Source organism: Mesorhizobium loti (assembly GCF_003148495.1).
Lineage (GTDB): Bacteria > Pseudomonadota > Alphaproteobacteria > Rhizobiales > Rhizobiaceae > Mesorhizobium > Mesorhizobium loti.
This window is the reverse complement of record NZ_QGGH01000001.1, coordinates 919,226-935,133: the sequence shown is the minus strand read 5'-3', so window position 1 is coordinate 935,133 and position 15,908 is coordinate 919,226. Positions and strand designations below refer to the sequence as shown.

At 62.6% G+C, this 15,908-nt stretch carries 17 protein-coding genes; 7 read left to right on the top strand and 10 right to left on the bottom strand.

What is annotated here, in order from left to right; genetic code table 11:
- Nucleotides 1–151: 151 nt before the first annotated feature.
- From C8D77_RS04705 to C8D77_RS04680, 6 genes are all read left to right on the top strand, one after another.
- Nucleotides 152–793 (top strand): 50S ribosomal protein L25/general stress protein Ctc, encoded by a 642-nt coding sequence (locus C8D77_RS04705; RefSeq protein ID WP_109659761.1) that lies wholly within the window; start codon nucleotides 152–154, stop codon nucleotides 791–793.
- 22 nt (nucleotides 794–815) lie between these two features.
- Complete coding sequence (pth, locus tag C8D77_RS04700) at nucleotides 816–1,556, top strand: aminoacyl-tRNA hydrolase (protein ID WP_109659759.1); 741 nt, start codon at nucleotides 816–818, stop codon at nucleotides 1,554–1,556.
- Between the two features lie 91 nt (nucleotides 1,557–1,647).
- Entirely contained in the window at nucleotides 1,648–2,751 is a 1,104-nt protein-coding gene (gene ychF, locus C8D77_RS04695; RefSeq protein WP_109659757.1) for a redox-regulated ATPase YchF, read from the top strand.
- A 230-nt stretch (nucleotides 2,752–2,981) separates the two neighbouring features.
- Entirely contained in the window at nucleotides 2,982–3,956 is a 975-nt protein-coding gene (corA, locus tag C8D77_RS04690; protein WP_109659755.1) for a magnesium/cobalt transporter CorA, read from the top strand.
- Between the two features lie 127 nt (nucleotides 3,957–4,083).
- Nucleotides 4,084–4,560 carry a MaoC family dehydratase gene (locus C8D77_RS04685; RefSeq protein WP_109659753.1) on the top strand — a complete coding sequence of 159 codons (477 nt, stop codon included), beginning with the start codon at nucleotides 4,084–4,086 and terminating at the stop codon, nucleotides 4,558–4,560.
- Nucleotides 4,557–5,027 (top strand): MaoC family dehydratase, encoded by a 471-nt coding sequence (locus tag C8D77_RS04680; RefSeq protein WP_109659751.1) that lies wholly within the window; start codon nucleotides 4,557–4,559, stop codon nucleotides 5,025–5,027. Before C8D77_RS04685 ends, C8D77_RS04680 begins: the two co-directional genes overlap by 4 nt.
- 50 nt (nucleotides 5,028–5,077) lie before the next feature.
- On the opposite strand, the gene C8D77_RS04675 is transcribed toward C8D77_RS04680, so the two are convergent.
- The 6 genes from C8D77_RS04675 to petA form a co-directional block, all read right to left on the bottom strand.
- Nucleotides 5,078–5,623 carry an adenine phosphoribosyltransferase gene (locus C8D77_RS04675; protein WP_109659749.1) on the bottom strand — a complete coding sequence of 182 codons (546 nt, stop codon included), beginning with the start codon at nucleotides 5,621–5,623 and terminating at the stop codon, nucleotides 5,078–5,080.
- Between the two features lie 9 nt (nucleotides 5,624–5,632).
- Nucleotides 5,633–6,778, bottom strand: a complete 1,146-nt coding sequence (locus tag C8D77_RS04670) for an alpha-hydroxy acid oxidase (protein ID WP_164548906.1) — start codon at nucleotides 6,776–6,778, stop codon at nucleotides 5,633–5,635.
- A gap of 173 nt (nucleotides 6,779–6,951) precedes the next feature.
- A complete protein-coding gene (locus tag C8D77_RS04665; RefSeq protein WP_109659745.1) occupies nucleotides 6,952–7,647 on the bottom strand; it encodes an acid phosphatase in 696 nt (231 codons plus the stop codon).
- Nucleotides 7,648–7,777: 130 nt separating this feature from the next.
- Nucleotides 7,778–8,650 carry a cytochrome c1 gene (locus C8D77_RS04660; RefSeq protein ID WP_109659743.1) on the bottom strand — a complete coding sequence of 291 codons (873 nt, stop codon included), beginning with the start codon at nucleotides 8,648–8,650 and terminating at the stop codon, nucleotides 7,778–7,780.
- Between the two features lie 27 nt (nucleotides 8,651–8,677).
- Nucleotides 8,678–9,979, bottom strand: coding sequence for a cytochrome b (locus C8D77_RS04655; protein ID WP_109659741.1), 1,302 nt, complete (start codon nucleotides 9,977–9,979; stop codon nucleotides 8,678–8,680).
- Nucleotides 9,980–9,995: 16 nt separating this feature from the next.
- Nucleotides 9,996–10,556 carry a ubiquinol-cytochrome c reductase iron-sulfur subunit gene (gene petA, locus C8D77_RS04650; protein ID WP_013529984.1) on the bottom strand — a complete coding sequence of 187 codons (561 nt, stop codon included), beginning with the start codon at nucleotides 10,554–10,556 and terminating at the stop codon, nucleotides 9,996–9,998.
- Nucleotides 10,557–10,870: 314 nt separating this feature from the next.
- Here petA and C8D77_RS04645 point away from each other — a divergent pair, with 314 nt between their 5' ends.
- Nucleotides 10,871–11,215, top strand: a complete 345-nt coding sequence (locus C8D77_RS04645; RefSeq protein WP_109659739.1) for a cupin domain-containing protein — start codon at nucleotides 10,871–10,873, stop codon at nucleotides 11,213–11,215.
- A gap of 80 nt (nucleotides 11,216–11,295) precedes the next feature.
- On the opposite strand, the gene C8D77_RS04640 is transcribed toward C8D77_RS04645, so the two are convergent.
- The 4 genes from C8D77_RS04640 to C8D77_RS04625 are packed head-to-tail and all read right to left on the bottom strand — an operon-like array spanning nucleotide 11,296 to nucleotide 15,882.
- Nucleotides 11,296–11,607 carry a DUF6665 family protein gene (locus tag C8D77_RS04640; protein ID WP_109659738.1) on the bottom strand — a complete coding sequence of 104 codons (312 nt, stop codon included), beginning with the start codon at nucleotides 11,605–11,607 and terminating at the stop codon, nucleotides 11,296–11,298.
- A 1-nt stretch (nucleotide 11,608) separates the two neighbouring features.
- Nucleotides 11,609–12,112, bottom strand: coding sequence for a GNAT family N-acetyltransferase (locus tag C8D77_RS04635; RefSeq protein WP_109659736.1), 504 nt, complete (start codon nucleotides 12,110–12,112; stop codon nucleotides 11,609–11,611).
- Nucleotides 12,113–12,115: 3 nt separating this feature from the next.
- Nucleotides 12,116–13,999, bottom strand: a complete 1,884-nt coding sequence (locus C8D77_RS04630; protein WP_109659733.1) for an ABC transporter ATP-binding protein — start codon at nucleotides 13,997–13,999, stop codon at nucleotides 12,116–12,118.
- On the bottom strand, nucleotides 13,996–15,882 hold the full coding sequence (locus C8D77_RS04625) for an ABC transporter ATP-binding protein (protein WP_109659731.1): 1,887 nt from the start codon (nucleotides 15,880–15,882) through the stop codon (nucleotides 13,996–13,998). Before C8D77_RS04625 ends, C8D77_RS04630 begins: the two co-directional genes overlap by 4 nt.
- Nucleotides 15,883–15,908: the final 26 nt, after the last annotated feature.

Genomic DNA, 15,908 nt, shown 5'->3' with positions numbered 1-15,908 from the left:
TCCGGCCGCCTTCCGCTATAGAGCCGCCACCCGCGTAGACACCCTTGGAGGCAACGCGGCGGAAGGCCGCCTCACCCGGCGGCTTTCGACGTTTACGGTCCAGGCACTCTGCCAACCGTGAGCGCTCCAGAACAAACCGAAAGGAAATGCCATGAGCCACGACACTTACGAGCTCAAGGCCGAAGCACGCGAACAGGTCGGTAAGGGGTCCGCCCGTGCAGTTCGCCGCAACGGTAAAGTGCCTGCAGTAATCTATGGTGACAAGCAGCCTCCCCTGGCTATCGCGCTCACCTACAAGGACATCTACTACAAGATCCATGGCGGCGGGTTCCTGACCACGATCGCCACGATCGATGTCGACGGCAAGAAGATTCAGGTCCTGCCAAAGGACTTCCAGCTCGACCCGGTCAAGGATTTCCCTGTCCATGTCGACTTCCTGCGCATCGGCAAGGACACCCAGGTCAATGTCGACGTGCCTGTCCACTTCATCAACGAAGACAAGTCGCCCGGCATCAAGCGCGGCGGCGTGCTCAACATCGTGCGTCACGAAGTCGAGTTCCACTGCCCGGCCAATGCGATCCCGGAATTCATCACCGTCGATCTCACCGGCGCCAACATTGGCGACTCGATCCACATCTCGGCGGTTACGCTGCCGGCTGGTGTGAAGCCTGTGATCTCCGACCGCGACTTCACCATCGCGACCATTGCCGGTTCGTCGGCGATGAAGCCGGAGACGGAAGAGACGGTTGAAGCGGCTGCACCTGAAGCGGCTCCTGCCGCCGAAGAGAAGTAACTCTTTCCGCCCGGAGCAGACGATGCTTGTCTTTGCAGGCCTCGGCAATCCGGGCGCGAAATATGCTGACAATCGACACAATGTCGGTTTCATGGCGGCGGACGCAATCGCCCGCCGCCATTCCTTTTCGCCCTGGTCGAAGAAATTCCAGGGCCTGATCGCCGAGGGCACGCTCGATGGCGAAAAGATCGTCCTGATCAAGCCGCAGACCTTCATGAACCTGTCCGGCCAGTCGGTCGGCGAAGCACTGCGCTTCTACAAGCTCGGCCCCGAGGCGCTCACCGTCTTCTATGACGAGATCGACCTTGCCGCCGGCAAGCTGCGGGTGAAGGTCGGTGGCGGCTCCGGCGGCCACAATGGCATTCGCTCGCTCGACCAGCATGTCGGCAACGCCTATCGCCGCGTGCGCATCGGCGTTGGCCATCCCGGCGTCAAGGAAATGGTGCATGGCCATGTGCTTGGCGATTTTGCCAAGGCTGACCGCGAATGGCTGGATGTCCTGCTCGACGCCATCGCCGGCGATGCCGGATTGCTGGCCAAGGGCGACGACAATTCCTTCATGAACCGCGTGACGCTGGCCTTGCGCGACAAGTTGGTGCCGACCGGCGATGACGACCGCCCGCCCCCCAAGGCGCCAAAGGTGCAGAGCCAGAAAGCCCAAAGTCACATCCGCCAGGCACGGCCGCAGCAGGCACCCACCAAGCTGCCGGAATCCGGCCCGATGGCCGCCATGCTGAAGAAGCTGTTCGGCGGCAAGGACTGAGCGGGATCGGCGCCACAGGGCTTGACGTTGATCACCCCTATCGCCCATAGCCCTGATCAAATTTCTATTTTCCCGATAGGACCGGACAAAAATGGGTTTCAAATGCGGCATCGTTGGCTTGCCCAACGTCGGCAAGTCGACGCTTTTCAACGCGTTGACCAGGACGGCGGCGGCGCAGGCCGCCAACTATCCGTTCTGCACCATCGAACCGAACACCGGCGAAGTGGCGGTGCCCGATCCGCGCCTGCAGAAGATCGCGGCGATCGGCAAGTCGAAGGAGATCATCCCGACCCGCATCTCCTTCGTCGACATTGCCGGCCTGGTGCGCGGCGCCTCAAAGGGTGAAGGCTTGGGCAACCAGTTCCTTGCCAACATCCGCGAGGTCGATGCCATCGTGCATGTGCTGCGCTGCTTCGAGGATGACGACATCACCCATGTCGAGGGCCGCATCGACCCGGTGGCCGATGCCGAGACGGTCGAAACCGAGCTGATGCTCGCCGATCTCGACAGCCTCGAGCGCCGCATCGTGCAATTCCGCAAGCGCGCCGGCAGCAAGGACAAGGAAGCGACCACCGTGCTGCCGATGATGGAGGCAGCGCTCGAACTGCTGCAAGCCGGCAAGCCGACCCGCGTCCTGCTCAAGGGCATTTCGGCGGAAGACCTGCGCATCCTGCAGGGGCTCAACCTTTTGACCTCGCACCCGGTCCTCTACGTCTGCAACGTCGCCGAAGCCGACGCCGCCACCGGCAACGAGCACACCAAGGCCGTGGAGAAGATGGCTGCGGCGCAAGGCGCCAGCACCGTCGTCATCTCGGCCGCGATCGAGGCCGAAGTCGCCCAGCTCTCCGATGAGGAAGAGATGGAATTCCTGTCCTCGCTCGGCCTCGATGAGCCCGGCCTGAACAAGGTCATCCGCGCCGGCTACGAGCTGTTGCACCTCATCACCTACTTCACCGTCGGGCCGAAGGAGACGCGCGCCTGGACCGTGCACAAGGGCGATAAGGCACCGCAGGCGGCCGGAGTAATCCACACCGATTTCGAGCGCGGCTTCATCCGCGCCCAGACCATCGCCTACAACGACTTCATCACGCTGGGTGGCGAAGTGGCGGCCAAGGAAGCCGGCAAGGCCCGCGACGAAGGCAAGGAATATGTCGTCCAGGACGGCGACATCCTGCTGTTCAAGTTCAACACCTGACGTCTCGGCGGCCGGGTATCCAAACATCCCGGCGAGCTGTCTGCGAAGCTTTCTCGACGAGCTTTCTGAGCGGCCGGTGGCCATCCGCCGGACCGCCCCTTGTCTTGATTTTGTCACGCCACAGGTCTAAGCGGCAGGCGCACGGTCGGCGCTAACGCCGGGAACCGCGCCATCCGACACAACGCGTCAATCCGAACGCACCCTTTGGCCCCAGCAAGGGAGACCCGGCGATGATCAAGGCCTTCGTCGTGGACAATGACCGCCTGCGCGCCGTCGACGATCTCCTGGCAAACAGCGAGACCATCGTCTGGGCCGACCTGCTCAACCCAACAAAGGAAGAGGAAGCGACGATCGAGAGCTGGCTCGGCGTTGCCATTCCGACACGCGAGGAGATGGAGGAGATCGAGATTTCGAGCCGCCTCTATGTCGAGGACGGCGCCTATTTCATGACCGCCACCCTGCCCGCCCAGACCGAGGTCGACGATCCCCTGATGTCGCCGGTCACCTTCGTGCTCGCCGGCACCAGGCTGATCACCGTGCGCTATCACGAGCCGAAGGCCTTCAAGACCTTTCCGCAGCGCGCCGAGAAGGTGGCGACCGGCTGCACCAGCGGCGACACCATCCTGATCGGCTTGCTGGAGGCGATCGTCGACCGTCTCGCCGATATCCTCGAGCGCGCCGGCCGCGACATCGAGGCGATTTCGCGCGATATCTTCGAGGCGAGATCGACCAAGGTTTCCAAGCGCAATCGCGACTTCCAGGAACTGCTGAAGGCCATCGGCCGCAAGGAGGACATCGCCTCCTCGATCCGCGACAGCCTGATCTCGCTGCAGCGCCTGGCCGGGTTTTTCGCCCATGCCTCGACCCGCACCAAGATGAGCAAGGACACCAAGGCGCGCATCAAGACGCTGTCGCGCGACGTGCTGTCGCTCGCCGACCACGCCACCTTCCTGTCGCAGAAGATTTCCTTCCTGCTCGACGCCACGCTTGGCATGATCTCGATCGAGCAGAACGCCATCATCAAGATATTCTCGGTCGCCGCCGTTATCTTCCTGCCGCCAACATTGGTCGCCTCGATCTACGGCATGAATTTCGACGTCATCCCCGAGCTCAAATGGGAGTGGGGCTATCCCTTCGCCATCGCCATGATGGTGCTGTCGGCGATCCTGCCCTTCTGGTATTTCCGCCGCCGCGGCTGGCTCTGATCTGCCCACCGGAGGCCACGGAGCCACGACGTGGCGCTATAGAAATCTCTTGACCAAATGCGCTGCGGCCTGCATCCGGAAACCCTGATCCTGAGGGATCGCAGGTTCGTGAGCCGGATTTCAGACCATGACTGCAAAGATAAAGATATGGGCCTATGAGGATTTCGTCGAGGGCGCGTCGATCGACCTCGGCTCGAAGCTGGTGAGCGCCGCCGAGATCGTCGAGTTTGCCGGGGAATTCGATCCGCAGCCGATGCATCTCGACGAGGAAGCCGGCAAGGCCAGCATTCTGGGCGGACTGGCCGCTTCGGGCTGGCACACCTGCGCCATGTTCATGCGCATGCTGTGCGATGCGTTCCTGCTGGACTCCACCTGCCAGGGCGCGCCCGGTGTCGATCAGGTCAAATGGAAGAAGCCGGTCCTGGCCGGCGACCAGCTTGCCGGCACCCTGGTGATTGTTGCCAAGCGCCTGTCCAAATCGAAACCGCAGCTCGGCTTCGTCACCATGCGCAGCGAGCTGTTCAACCAGCGTGGCGAAAGCGTCTTCGAGCTCGAGAACTCCGTCATGTTCCTCACGCGTGATGCCGCGAAGAGCCAAGCATGACCCTGGACGAGTTCTTCCGCATCGGCATCACCGTCACGCTCGGCTCGCACACATTCGAGCCCGAGGCGATCAAGGCCTTCGCCCGCAAATACGACCCGCAAATCTTCCATGTCGACGAGGAGGCCGCAAAGAAGAGCGTGCTCGGCGGCCTCTGCGCATCCGGTTGGCACACCGCTGCAACCTGGATGAAACTCAATCTCGAAAACCGCATGGACGCCGAGATTGCTGCGTGGAGCGGCCCCGGGCCGGTGCCGGAATTCGGCCCCTCGCCCGGTTTCAAGAACCTGAAATGGCTGAAGCCGGTCCATGCCGGGCAAACCATCACCTTCACCCGCACCGCACTGTCGCACCGCCCGATCGCCTCGCGCCCCGGCTGGCGGCTGCTGGCGCTGCGCGCCGATGCTTTCGATTCGACCGGCGACAAGGTGCTGGAGTTCGAGAGCGCCGTGCTGGTGAAGGCTGAGTAGCGCCGGCGCTTCTTACCTTCTCCCCCTGTGGGAGAAGGAAAAACCGCTCCTCAATGCCCCTCAAAGCCAATCAGGGTCCGCACCGGTACGCCGAGCGCTTCGAGCTTGGCGCGGCCGCCGAGGTCCGGCAGGTCGATGACGAAGCAGGCGGCGAGGATATCGGCGCCGATCTGGCGCAGCAGCTTGACCGCGGCTTCCGCGGTGCCGCCGGTGGCAATCAAATCGTCGACCAGGATCACCTTCTCTCCCGGAGCAACGCCGTCCTTGTGCATCTCCATCTCGTCCAACCCGTATTCCAGGCTGTAGGCGACTCGCACCGTTTCGAAAGGCAGCTTGCCCTTCTTGCGGATCGGCACGAAACCGGCCGAGAGCTGATGGGCGACGGCGCCGCCAAGGATGAAGCCGCGCGCCTCGATGCCGGCGATTTTGTCGATCTTCTGGCCGGCATAGGGATGCACAAGCTCGTCGATGGCGCGGCGAAACGCGCGCGCATTGCCGAGCAGCGTGGTGATGTCGCGAAACAGGATGCCGGGCTTGGGATAGTCCGGAATGGTGCGAATCGCGGCAAGCAGCGTGTCTTCGAGCGAGGATTTCATGGTTCGAGATTACCTGAAACGGAGGTTGTTGCGCGACAATTGTTCGATCGAACTGCAGCCCATCAGCTTCATGCCACGTTCGATCTCGACCCGCATCTGCTCAAGCGCTCGTTCGACGCCGGGCTGGCCGGCCGCCGCGAGCGGGAACAGATAGTAGCGGCCGACGCCGACGGCCTTGGCACCGAGCGACAGCGCCTTCAGCACGTGGGTGCCGCGCTGCACGCCGCCATCCATGATGACGTCTATCCTGTCACCGACCGCATCGACGATCTCGGCAAGCTGGTCGAACGCCGCCCGCGAGCCATCCAGTTGCCGGCCGCCATGGTTCGACAGCACAATGCCGCTGCAGCCGATGTCAACCGCGCGTTTGGCATCCTCCACCGACATGACGCCCTTGAGGCAGAACGGACCCGCCCAAAGCTTGACCATCTCGGCGACGTCGTCCCACGTCATCGACGGGTCGAGCATCTCGGTGAAGTAGCGGCTGATCGACATCGTGCCGCCGCCCATGTCGACATGCTCGTCGAGCTGGGGCAACTTGAACCCCTCATGGGTGAAATAGTTGATCGCCCAGGCCGGCTTGAGCGCAAACTGCAGCATTCCGGTCAGATTGAGCTTGAAGGGAATGGCGAAGCCGGTGCGTTTGTCGCGTTCGCGGTTTCCCCCGGTGATGCTGTCGACGGTCAGCATCATCACCTCGACGCCAACCGCCTTTGCCCGCTGCATCATCGCCCGGTTGAGGCCGCGATCCCGATGGAAATAGAACTGATAGACCTGCGGGCTGCTGCTGATCTTGCGCGCTTCCTCAAGGCTGACGGTACCAAGCGAGGAGACGCCGAACATGGTGCCGTATTTGGCCGCGGCTTTAGCGACCGCGCGCTCGCCCTGATGGTGGAACAGGCGTTGCAAGGCGGTCGGCGAGCAATAGAACGGCATCGCCAGCTTCTGGCCCATGACCGTCACCGACATGTCGACCTCGCTCACTCCGCGCAGCACGTTGGGAACCAGGTCGCAGGTCTCGAAGCTTTCGGTGTTGCGACGATAGGTGACCTCATCGTCCGCCGCGCCGTCGATGTAATTGAAGATCGGCCCCGGCAGCCGCTGCTGCGCCATGCGGCGGAAGTCCGAAAAATTGTGACAGTCGCTGAGCCGCATCATCCGATTCCAAAGGCTATGGCACGACAAGCCTCTCGCGCCGTTTGATGCGAATATCAACCTGATGCCGCTATGCCAACGGACTAATTGCCGAACTTCCGCCTAAGCAAGGGCATGAACAAAAAAGGAGCGCCTGAAGCGCCCCTTTCCGTCGAAACCCGACTGACGAAAATTTACATGCCGAGATCGGACCGAAGCTCGGCCCTGGCCACCTCATATTCGGCCTTGAAGTCGTCCCGGTTGAGCAGGACCGCGGCAATGACGCTGCCGGAAATCCTGCCCATCTCGATATCGGACGCATAGTGGATACCGCCGACCTCTCGATTGTGGGCGTATTCAGCCGCACGCGCCATGATCTCGGCACGCTTTTCCGGAACCATATCGGACAGGATGATGCCCATCATGGTGCCAACGGTGGCATGTCCGGACGGCCAGGAACCGGAGCTTGACAGCTTGACCGCCGGCTTGACGAGATCGCTGAGCTGATGCGGGCGCGGGCGCTTCCAGACATCCTTGGCCGGATCGACGACGGCGCCTTCGGTGGCCACGACGCGATCGAAGAAGGCGCTGAATTTCGGCAGCGTTTCCTTGTTGAATTTCGGCCCCATGACGTTGGCAAAGCGCCAGACATTCTCCTCGGCGTCAGCGACGGCGCTGGCTACCATCTCCGGCGTGCGTGTCACCTGCAGGGTCAGCACCTCACCGAGTTCGGCCTTGGTCTGCACCGAATCGTTTGCCGGCGGCGGCGGCAGGATCATCGTCAGGTCGACATCCTTGTTGGTGACGAAGGGCTGGGCGTCTTCCGCTTGCGCGGCCGAACCGACGATGAGCAGCAGCAGGCCTGCCGCGAGCGATGCGTATCTTTTCATGGGTGCGATCCTTTGATGAGAGCAGCACAGGATCGCCAGATGCGGTGACGGCCATGTGACACGACCGTCCTCTCAAAATGAAAAAAGGCGCCTCTCGGCGCCCTTTTTTGTGATCACTTGGCTGTGTGGCTTAATGCGCCACGCCTTCCCACACCTTGCGCTTGGTGAGATAGACCAGCGCGCCGAACAAAAGCAGGAACACAAGCACTCGGAACCCGGTCTTCTTGCGGTCTTCCATATGCGGCTCGGCCGCCCACGCCAGGAAGGCGGAAACGTCGCGGGAATACTGGTCGACTGTCTGCGGCGCGCCGTCATCATAGGTCACCTGGCCGTCCGAAAGCGGTTTGGGCATTTTCAGCGACACGCCGGACATGAAGTACGGATTGTAGTGGGTGCCTTCCGGGATCACCATGCCGGCCGGCGGCGTCTGGTCGTAGCCGGTCAGCAGCGAATGGATGTAGTCGGGGCCACCCGCGTCGTATTGGCTGAAGATGTCGAAGACGAATTGCGGAAAGCCGCGTTCAACACCGCGCGCCTTGGCCAGCAGCGACATGTCGGGCGGAGCGGCGCCACCGTTGGAGGCAGCAGCGGCTTCCTCATTGGCGAAGGGTGCCGGGAAATGGTCGGACGGCTTGCCGGGACGGTCGAACATGTCGCCGGCGTCGTTGGGGCCGTCATGGATGGTGTACTCGGCCGACAGCGTCTTGATCTGGGCATCGGAATAGCCGAGGTCCGACAGCGTACGGAACGCCACTAGGTTCATCGAATGGCAGGCCGAGCAGACTTCCTTGTAGACCTTCAGGCCGCGCTGCAGCTGTGCCTTGTCATAGGTGCCGAACGGGCCGGCGAAGCTCCAGCTCATTTCCTTCGGCTCGTCGATCGGGAAATGCGTCGGCGCGGCCGCATTGTGTGCCTCTTCGGCGGCGCTCGCCCAAGTGCCTGCCGCCCCAATGCCAGCGGCCACAAGGCCGACCAGCGCCAGCGAGGTGAGAATCTTTTTCATGCCAAATCCCCTTAGATTCTCTACCGCTCAGCCCTTGGTCTCTGGCGCGGCCGTGGCGCCTGCCGGATGTCCGCCGCCGCCCTTGTTCTTCTCGAGCACCGCCTCCGTGATCGAGTTCGGCAGCCTTCGCGGCGTCTCGATCAGGCCGAGCACCGGCAGCACGATCAGGAAGAAGGCGAAGTAGAACAGCGTTGCCATCTGCGCCATGAACACATAGCTGCCCTCCGCCGGCTGCGAGCCGAGCCAGCCAAGCAGGATGGCGTCGACCACGAACAGCCAGAAGAACAGCTTGTACCAGGGACGGTAGACCGCCGAGCGCACCTTCGAGGTGTCGAGCCACGGCACCAGGAACAGCATGGCGATGGCGCCGAACATGCACAGCACGCCGCCGAGCTTGGAGTTGATCGGCCCGACGTTGAAGGTGATGGCGCGCAGGATCGCGTAGAACGGCAGGAAGTACCATTCTGGCACGATGTGGGCCGGGGTCTTCAGCGGATTGGCGACCGTATAGTTGTCCGGGTGGCCGAGATAGTTTGGCAGGTAGAAGACGAAATAGGCGAAGACGAACAGGAACACGATCATGCCGAACGCGTCCTTGATGGTCGCGTAGGGAGTGAAGGCGACGGTGTCGGTCTTCGACTTGACCTCGATGCCGGTCGGGTTCGATTGGCCGACGACATGCAGCGCCCAGACGTGCAGCACGACGACGCCGGCGATCATGAACGGCAGCAGATAGTGCAGCGAGAAGAAGCGGTTGAGCGTCGGATTGTCGACGGCGAAGCCGCCGAGCAGCAGCTGCTGGATCCAGTCGCCAACCAGCGGAATGGCGCTGAAAAAGCCGGTGATGACGGTGGCGCCCCAGAAGCTCATCTGGCCCCACGGCAGCACGTAGCCCATGAAGCCGGTCGCCATCATCAGCAGGTAGATGATGCAGCCGAGGATCCAGAGCAGCTCGCGCGGCGCCTTGTAGGAGCCGTAATAGAGGCCACGGAAGATGTGGATGTAGACGGCGACGAAGAAGAACGAGGCGCCGTTCGAATGCAGGTAGCGCAGCAGCCAGCCCGAATTCACGTCGCGCATGATCTTCTCGACCGAGCCGAAGGCGAGATTGGTGTCGGCGGTATAGTGCATGGCCAGCACGATGCCGGTCAGGATCTGCGCCACCAGCATGATCGACAGGATACCGCCGAAGGTCCACGCATAGTTGAGGTTGCGCGGCACTGGATAAGCGACGAAACTGTCATAGACCAGCCGCGGCAGCGGCATGCGGGCGTCGAACCAGCGTTCGATACCGGTCTTGGGCGTATAGGTCGAGTGTCCCTCGCTCATCGAAATATCCCCTGCCTCAACCGATAAGGATCTTGGTATCGGAAATGAACTTGAATACCGGAACCGCCATATTCTCGGGCGCCGGGCCTTTGCGGATGCGGCCGGCGGTGTCGTATTGCGAACCGTGGCACGGGCAGAACCAGCCGCCGAAATCGCCTTCCTGACCGAGCGGAATGCAGCCGAGATGCGTGCAGACCTGAACCATCACCATCCAGGCTTCCTTGCCGGGCGTGGTGCGGTTGGCGTCGGTCGCCGGTGCGTCGGCCGGCAGATTGGCGTTGCGCGCGATCGGATCCTTGAGATCGGCCAGCTTGACCGCCTCGCCGTCCTTCATTTCCTGTTCGGTGCGATTGCGCACCACGACCGGCTTGCCGCGCCACTTGACGATCAGCGACATGCCCGGCGTCAGCGAGGCGACGTCGACCTCGACGGAGGCGAGCGCCAGCGTCGAGGCGTCGGGGCGCATCTGGTCGATGAACGGCCACGCGAAGGCACCCGCGCCGACCACTGCGGCCATGCCGGTGGCGACGTAGAGAAAATCACGACGGTTGGGATCCTGGGTGTCGGTTGCGCTCACGGGTGCCTGATCCTTTCGCCTCTTCCGTGCCGGTGGTTGAGCCTTGTTCCCCGCTCAATTACGCCAACCCGACAGCGCATGGCGAACAGGCTTGCGAATTCCTCCGGCATTTGGACTTCGGTTTATGCGTGAAGCCCGTTTTTGTCCAGACGGGTGAAGGCACAAGGGCAGATTGTCGCGGGGACAAAATCCACAGCCGGGCAACGCGGCGCCAGATAGCCGCCAAACGTCGCTAAACAACAGGGAAACAACCGCAAATCCGACGTCCTCCTTCGTCTCGACACAGGGCGTCAGCCGGGTCTATCCTTGCCGCCATGGCACATGTCATAGACCGCGACACTTGGGCTGTTCGCTCCGACCGCTGGAAGGGCGAGTTGCAATGCGGCGCCTACGGCTCCAACTCCTGCCTGATCTTCAACTACCTGCCTGATGTCGGCGGCGGTCCCCGGCTGCACACGCATCCCTACGCAGAAATCTTCATCATCCGCCAGGGCACCGGCCTGTTCACGGTCGGCGACCAGGAGATCGAGGCCTCGGCCGGCCAGATCCTGATCGTGCCACCCAACACGCCGCACAAATTCACCAATCTCGGTCCGGGCCCACTGGAAACGACCGACATTCACGAGAACGGCAGCTTCATCACCGAATGGCTTGAGTAGACCATGATCCCGAAAAGTGGGAACCGGTTTTCTCGGACAAACGGTTTCCGTTTGTCCAGAGATCATGGTCAAGGATAGATCTATTTCGCGCCTAGCCTGACCAGAACCGCCTTCGGGATGTTGTATTCGCGAATGACGGCATCGTGCTTGCGCAAGCCGCAGAGTTCACGCTGGATGAAATAACCGTGCACCGCCTCGGCGGCGTCCTTCAGAAACCGGGGGCGCAGCTGTTCGTCGCTATTGTCGCGCAGCCTGGCCAGCGTTTCCTCGACCCGCTGGCCGGCGCGGCCGAGTGCTGCCGCCTTCTCCGCCAGGATTTCATGGCCGAGTGCGTCGAAGGCGGCTTCGGCAGCCGAGGCGCCGGCAAGATGAGATGGCGGACGCAAGGACATTTCAGCCCCCTTTCCCGAAAATCATGCGGTGTGTGACGAAGTCTTCGCCTGCCACGCGCTGAAAGCCAAGCCGTTCATAAAAACCGAAGGCTTCTTGCGGCGCGCGCGTGTTCAGCACGGCGAAATGGTGACGCGCCCTCTCGACAACGGTCTCGACCAGCATCCGGCCAAGGCCCGTGCGACGGTGGCGCACGCTGACGAACAGGTGCCGGACCCTGCCGTGGTCCCTGCCCTCGAAATAAGGATCGATGTTCAGCCCGCATACGCCGGCGAGTTCCCTTCCATGCCAGGCTCCGTACAGCGCTTCGCCGCGCTTCAGGAACTTGTTGCGGCCGCTTGCCCAGCCATCCGCCAGGCGCACCAGCATCCAGTAGCCTTCCAGCCGGCTTTCCTGCTTCAGCGCGTCGAAGGCCGGCATGGTCGGCCGCAGCCGCTTGAGCACATAGCTGACCTCTGGGCTGACCTCTGGGCTGACCTTTGGATTGACCTCCGCTGACCCAGCCATGGCCTACTCCGCCGGGCGTGTCTCTTCGAGCACGCTGTCCTCGTGATAGAGAAAACCGCCGGACTGCCGCTTCCACAGCCGCGCATAGAGCCCGTCGAGCGCCACCAGCTGGTCATGCGTGCCTTGCTCGACGATGCGGCCACCGTCGAGCACCACCAGCCGGTCGAGTGCTGCGATCGTCGACAGCCGGTGGGCGATGGCGATGACCGTTTTGTTTTCCATCAGCCGCGTCAGATTCTCCTGGATCGCCGCCTCGATATCGGAATCGAGCGCCGAGGTCGCTTCGTCGAGAATCAGGATCGGCGCGTCCTTGAGGAAGACGCGGGCAATCGCCACGCGTTGGCGCTGGCCGCCCGACAGCTTGACGCCGCGTTCGCCGACAAAGGCCTCGTAGCCGGCGCGGTCCCTGCTGTCGCGCAAGGTCAGGATGAACTCGTGCGCCTCGGCCTTTTTCGCCGCCGCGATCACCTCGGCGTCGCTCGCGTCCGGCATGCCGAGCTTGATGTTGTCGCGCAGCGAACGATGGAACAGAGCCGTATCCTGGCTGACCACGCCGATATTGGCGCGCAACGAATTCTGCGTAACTTTGGCGACATCCTGGCCATCGATGGTGATCGACCCGCTCTCGAGATGGTAGAGCCGCAGAATCAGATTGGCGAGCGTCGTCTTGCCGGCGCCCGACGGTCCGACCAGTCCGACCTTCTCGCCCGGCCGCACGACAAGGTCGATGCCGTTGAGCACGCCGAACCCTTTGCCGTAGTGGAACTCGACGTTTTTCACCGCGATGCGTCCGCCGGCCACCACGAGCTCCTTGGCGTCGGGTGCATCGACCAGGCCGAGCGGCTGCGAGATCAGCGCCTTGGAATTTTCCAGCACGCCGAGATTCCGCAAGATGCTGTTGAGCTGCATCATCAGCCGGCCGAGCAGCATGTTGAGCCGCAGCACCAGCGACAGCGTGAAGGCGACAGCGCCGACGGTGATCGAGCCCTCGACCCAGAGATAGACGGCAAAACAGCCGATCGCCGTGATCATGATGCCCGACAGCGTCGTCAGCGCCATGCGCACGCCGGTCAGCCGACGGGTGAACGGGCGCAGCGCGTCGAGATAGATATCGAAGCCGTTCTTGATGTAGCGGTCGTCGCCATCGGCCGAGAACAGTTTCAGCGTCTGCACGTTGGAATAGGAATCGACAATGCGGCCGGTGATCATCGAGCCGGCCTCGGCGGTCTCCTCGGCATGCTTGCGGATTGCCGGCAGATAGAGCTTGGCCAGCCAGCCGAAGGCGGAAATCCAGATCACCACCAGCACCGCCAGCCTGAGATCCAGCCCGGCGACCAGCGCCAGCGTCGTCACCGTGTAGACGATCATGAACCAGACGACCTCGATGAAGCTTTCCATCAGGTCGCCGGTCGCCTGGCCCGCCTGCCAGACTTTTGTCGCGATGCGGCCGGCAAAATCGTTCTGGAAGAAGGCGTAGGACTGGCGCGACACATGCCGGTGCGCCTGCCAGCGCACCAGGTTGTAGAAACCGGGCGTGATCGTCTGTTCGTCGACCAGCGCCGATAGGCCGACGACGATGGTGCGGATGACCAGCACCACCGCGATCATGAACACCAGTTCAGGGCCTGCGGCGTTCCACAAAGCGTGCCAGCTGCGCTCGGCGGGAAGCTGGTCGAGAATATCGACCAGCCGCCCGACGAAGTAGAACAGCCCGGCCTCGACCAGCGGCGCGATGCCGCCGATGACCAGCATGGCGAAGAAGGCGAACTTCGCCTGGCCGACATAGTGCCAGAGAAAGCCGCCGACGCTGGTCGGTGGCCGAAGATTCGCTGGCTCCCTGAACGGATAGACCCAGTTCTCGAACCAGCGATAGACAGCAGTCATCATTCGGCAGCTTGGCCCTTTGCAAGTGCATCATTGGCGGCGTCGGCGGGACCGTCCTCAAGCAGGAACCCGCCCGACTGGCGCTGCCAGAGCTGCGCGTAGAGCCCGCCCTTGGCGACGAGTTCCTCATGCGAACCTTCCTCGATGACACGGCCCTTGTCCATCACCACCAGCCTGTCCATCGCCGCGATGGTCGACAGCCGGTGCGCGATGGCGATGACGGTCTTGCCTTGCATGAGCTTGTAGAGATTCTCCTGGATCGCCGCCTCGGCTTCGGAATCAAGCGCCGAGGTCGCTTCGTCAAGGATAAGTATAGGTGCGTCCTTCAACATAACGCGAGCAATGGCGATGCGTTGCCGCTGGCCGCCGGACAATTTGACGCCGCGATCGCCGACATGGGCATCGAAGCCCTTGCGCTCTTTGGCATCCGAAAGCCCCGATATGAAGTCCAGCGCCTCGGCGCGCCCCGCTGCCTCGACAAGCAGCTCTTCCGAGGCGTCGGGCCGGCCATAAAGGATGTTCTCGCGCACCGAACGATGCAGCAGCGAGGTGTCCTGCGTGACCATGCCGATCTGGGCGCGCAGCGAATCTTGCGTCACATCGGCGATCTCCTGGCCGTCGATCAGAATCTTTCCGCTCTCGAGGTCGTAGAAACGCAGCAGGAGGTTGACCAGCGTCGACTTGCCGGCGCCGGAGCGGCCGACGATGCCGACCTTCTCGCCCGGCTTCACCGCCAGCGACAGGTTCTCTATCACCCCCTTCTGCTTGCCATAGTGGAAGCGGATGTCCTCGAACCGTATCTCACCCCTGGAAACGGCGATGTCCTTCGCGCCCGGCTTGTCCTCGACCAGGCGTGGCAACGAGATCGAGGCGATGCCGTCCTGCACCGTGCCGATATTCTCGAACAGGCCCGACATTTCCCACATTATCCATTGCGACATGCCCCACAGCCTGAGCACCAGCCCGATGACCACGGCGACCGCGCCGATCGTCACCGACTGGCCGAGCCACAGCCACAGCGCCATCGCCGTGACCGAAAACAGCAGCAGCGAATTCATGATGTAGAGCAGGCCGAAAAGCACCGTCACCAGCCGCATCGACCGGTAGACCGTCTGCAGGAAGCCGGCCATGCCTTCCCGCGCAAACGACGCTTCGCGGCGTGCATGGCTGAACAGCTTGACCGTCTGGATGTTGGAGTAGCTGTCGACGACGCGGCCGGTCATGGTCGAGCGCGCATTGGCCTGCTCCTCGCCGACCTTGCCCAGCTTCGGGATGAAATAGCGCAGCAGCAGGATGTAGCCGACCAGCCAGACGCCAAGCGGCGCGGCCAGCCGCCAGTCAGCCGAACCGACGATGACCAGCATGCCAAGGAAATAGACGATGACGTAGTTCAGGACATCGATCAGCTTGATGACGCATTCGCGCACGGCGAGCGCCGTCTGCATCAGCTTGGTGGCGATGCGGCCGGCGAACTCGTCCTGGTAGAAGCTCATCGACTGCTTGAGCAAATAGCGGTGCACCTGCCAGCGGATGCGCATGGGATAGTTGCCCATAAGCGTTTGCTGGTTGAGCAGCGAATGCAGCCACACCGTGCCCGGCAGCGCAAACAGCACGATGAAGGCCATGCCGGCGAGCTTCCAGGCTTCCGTCTGCAGGAAGGTTTCGCGATTCTGCCCCGACAGCCAGTCGACGATGCGGCCGAGGAAGCCGAACATCCACACTTCCGCAATCGCGATGGCCGTCACCAGCACCGCGTCGAGAAGGATATAGGGCCACGCGCCGCGCGTATAATGCACGCAGAAGGCAACCAGCGTCCTGGGCGGCTCGACCGGTTCCGCCGCGGGGAACGGATCGAGCCGTCTTTCAAACCAGCTAAACAACAACATAGGTCATGCTCACAAATCTGTTTTCC

Coding starts and splice junctions, on each gene's coding strand:
- C8D77_RS04630 (WP_109659733.1), bottom strand. CDS start 13,999: ATGATGACTGCTGTCTATCGCTGGTTCGAGAACTGGGTCTATCCGTTC.
- C8D77_RS04675 (WP_109659749.1), bottom strand. CDS start 5,623: ATGAAATCCTCGCTCGAAGACACGCTGCTTGCCGCGATTCGCACCATT.
- C8D77_RS04680 (WP_109659751.1), top strand. CDS start 4,557: ATGACCCTGGACGAGTTCTTCCGCATCGGCATCACCGTCACGCTCGGC.
- C8D77_RS04640 (WP_109659738.1), bottom strand. CDS start 11,607: ATGTCCTTGCGTCCGCCATCTCATCTTGCCGGCGCCTCGGCTGCCGAA.
- pth (WP_109659759.1), top strand. CDS start 816: ATGCTTGTCTTTGCAGGCCTCGGCAATCCGGGCGCGAAATATGCTGAC.
- C8D77_RS04625 (WP_109659731.1), bottom strand. CDS start 15,882: ATGTTGTTGTTTAGCTGGTTTGAAAGACGGCTCGATCCGTTCCCCGCG.
- C8D77_RS04705 (WP_109659761.1), top strand. CDS start 152: ATGAGCCACGACACTTACGAGCTCAAGGCCGAAGCACGCGAACAGGTC.
- ychF (WP_109659757.1), top strand. CDS start 1,648: ATGGGTTTCAAATGCGGCATCGTTGGCTTGCCCAACGTCGGCAAGTCG.
- C8D77_RS04660 (WP_109659743.1), bottom strand. CDS start 8,650: ATGAAAAAGATTCTCACCTCGCTGGCGCTGGTCGGCCTTGTGGCCGCT.
- C8D77_RS04665 (WP_109659745.1), bottom strand. CDS start 7,647: ATGAAAAGATACGCATCGCTCGCGGCAGGCCTGCTGCTGCTCATCGTC.
- C8D77_RS04645 (WP_109659739.1), top strand. CDS start 10,871: ATGGCACATGTCATAGACCGCGACACTTGGGCTGTTCGCTCCGACCGC.
- C8D77_RS04670 (WP_164548906.1), bottom strand. CDS start 6,778: ATGCGGCTCAGCGACTGTCACAATTTTTCGGACTTCCGCCGCATGGCG.
- C8D77_RS04635 (WP_109659736.1), bottom strand. CDS start 12,112: ATGGCTGGGTCAGCGGAGGTCAATCCAAAGGTCAGCCCAGAGGTCAGC.
- C8D77_RS04655 (WP_109659741.1), bottom strand. CDS start 9,979: ATGAGCGAGGGACACTCGACCTATACGCCCAAGACCGGTATCGAACGC.
- C8D77_RS04685 (WP_109659753.1), top strand. CDS start 4,084: ATGACTGCAAAGATAAAGATATGGGCCTATGAGGATTTCGTCGAGGGC.
- corA (WP_109659755.1), top strand. CDS start 2,982: ATGATCAAGGCCTTCGTCGTGGACAATGACCGCCTGCGCGCCGTCGAC.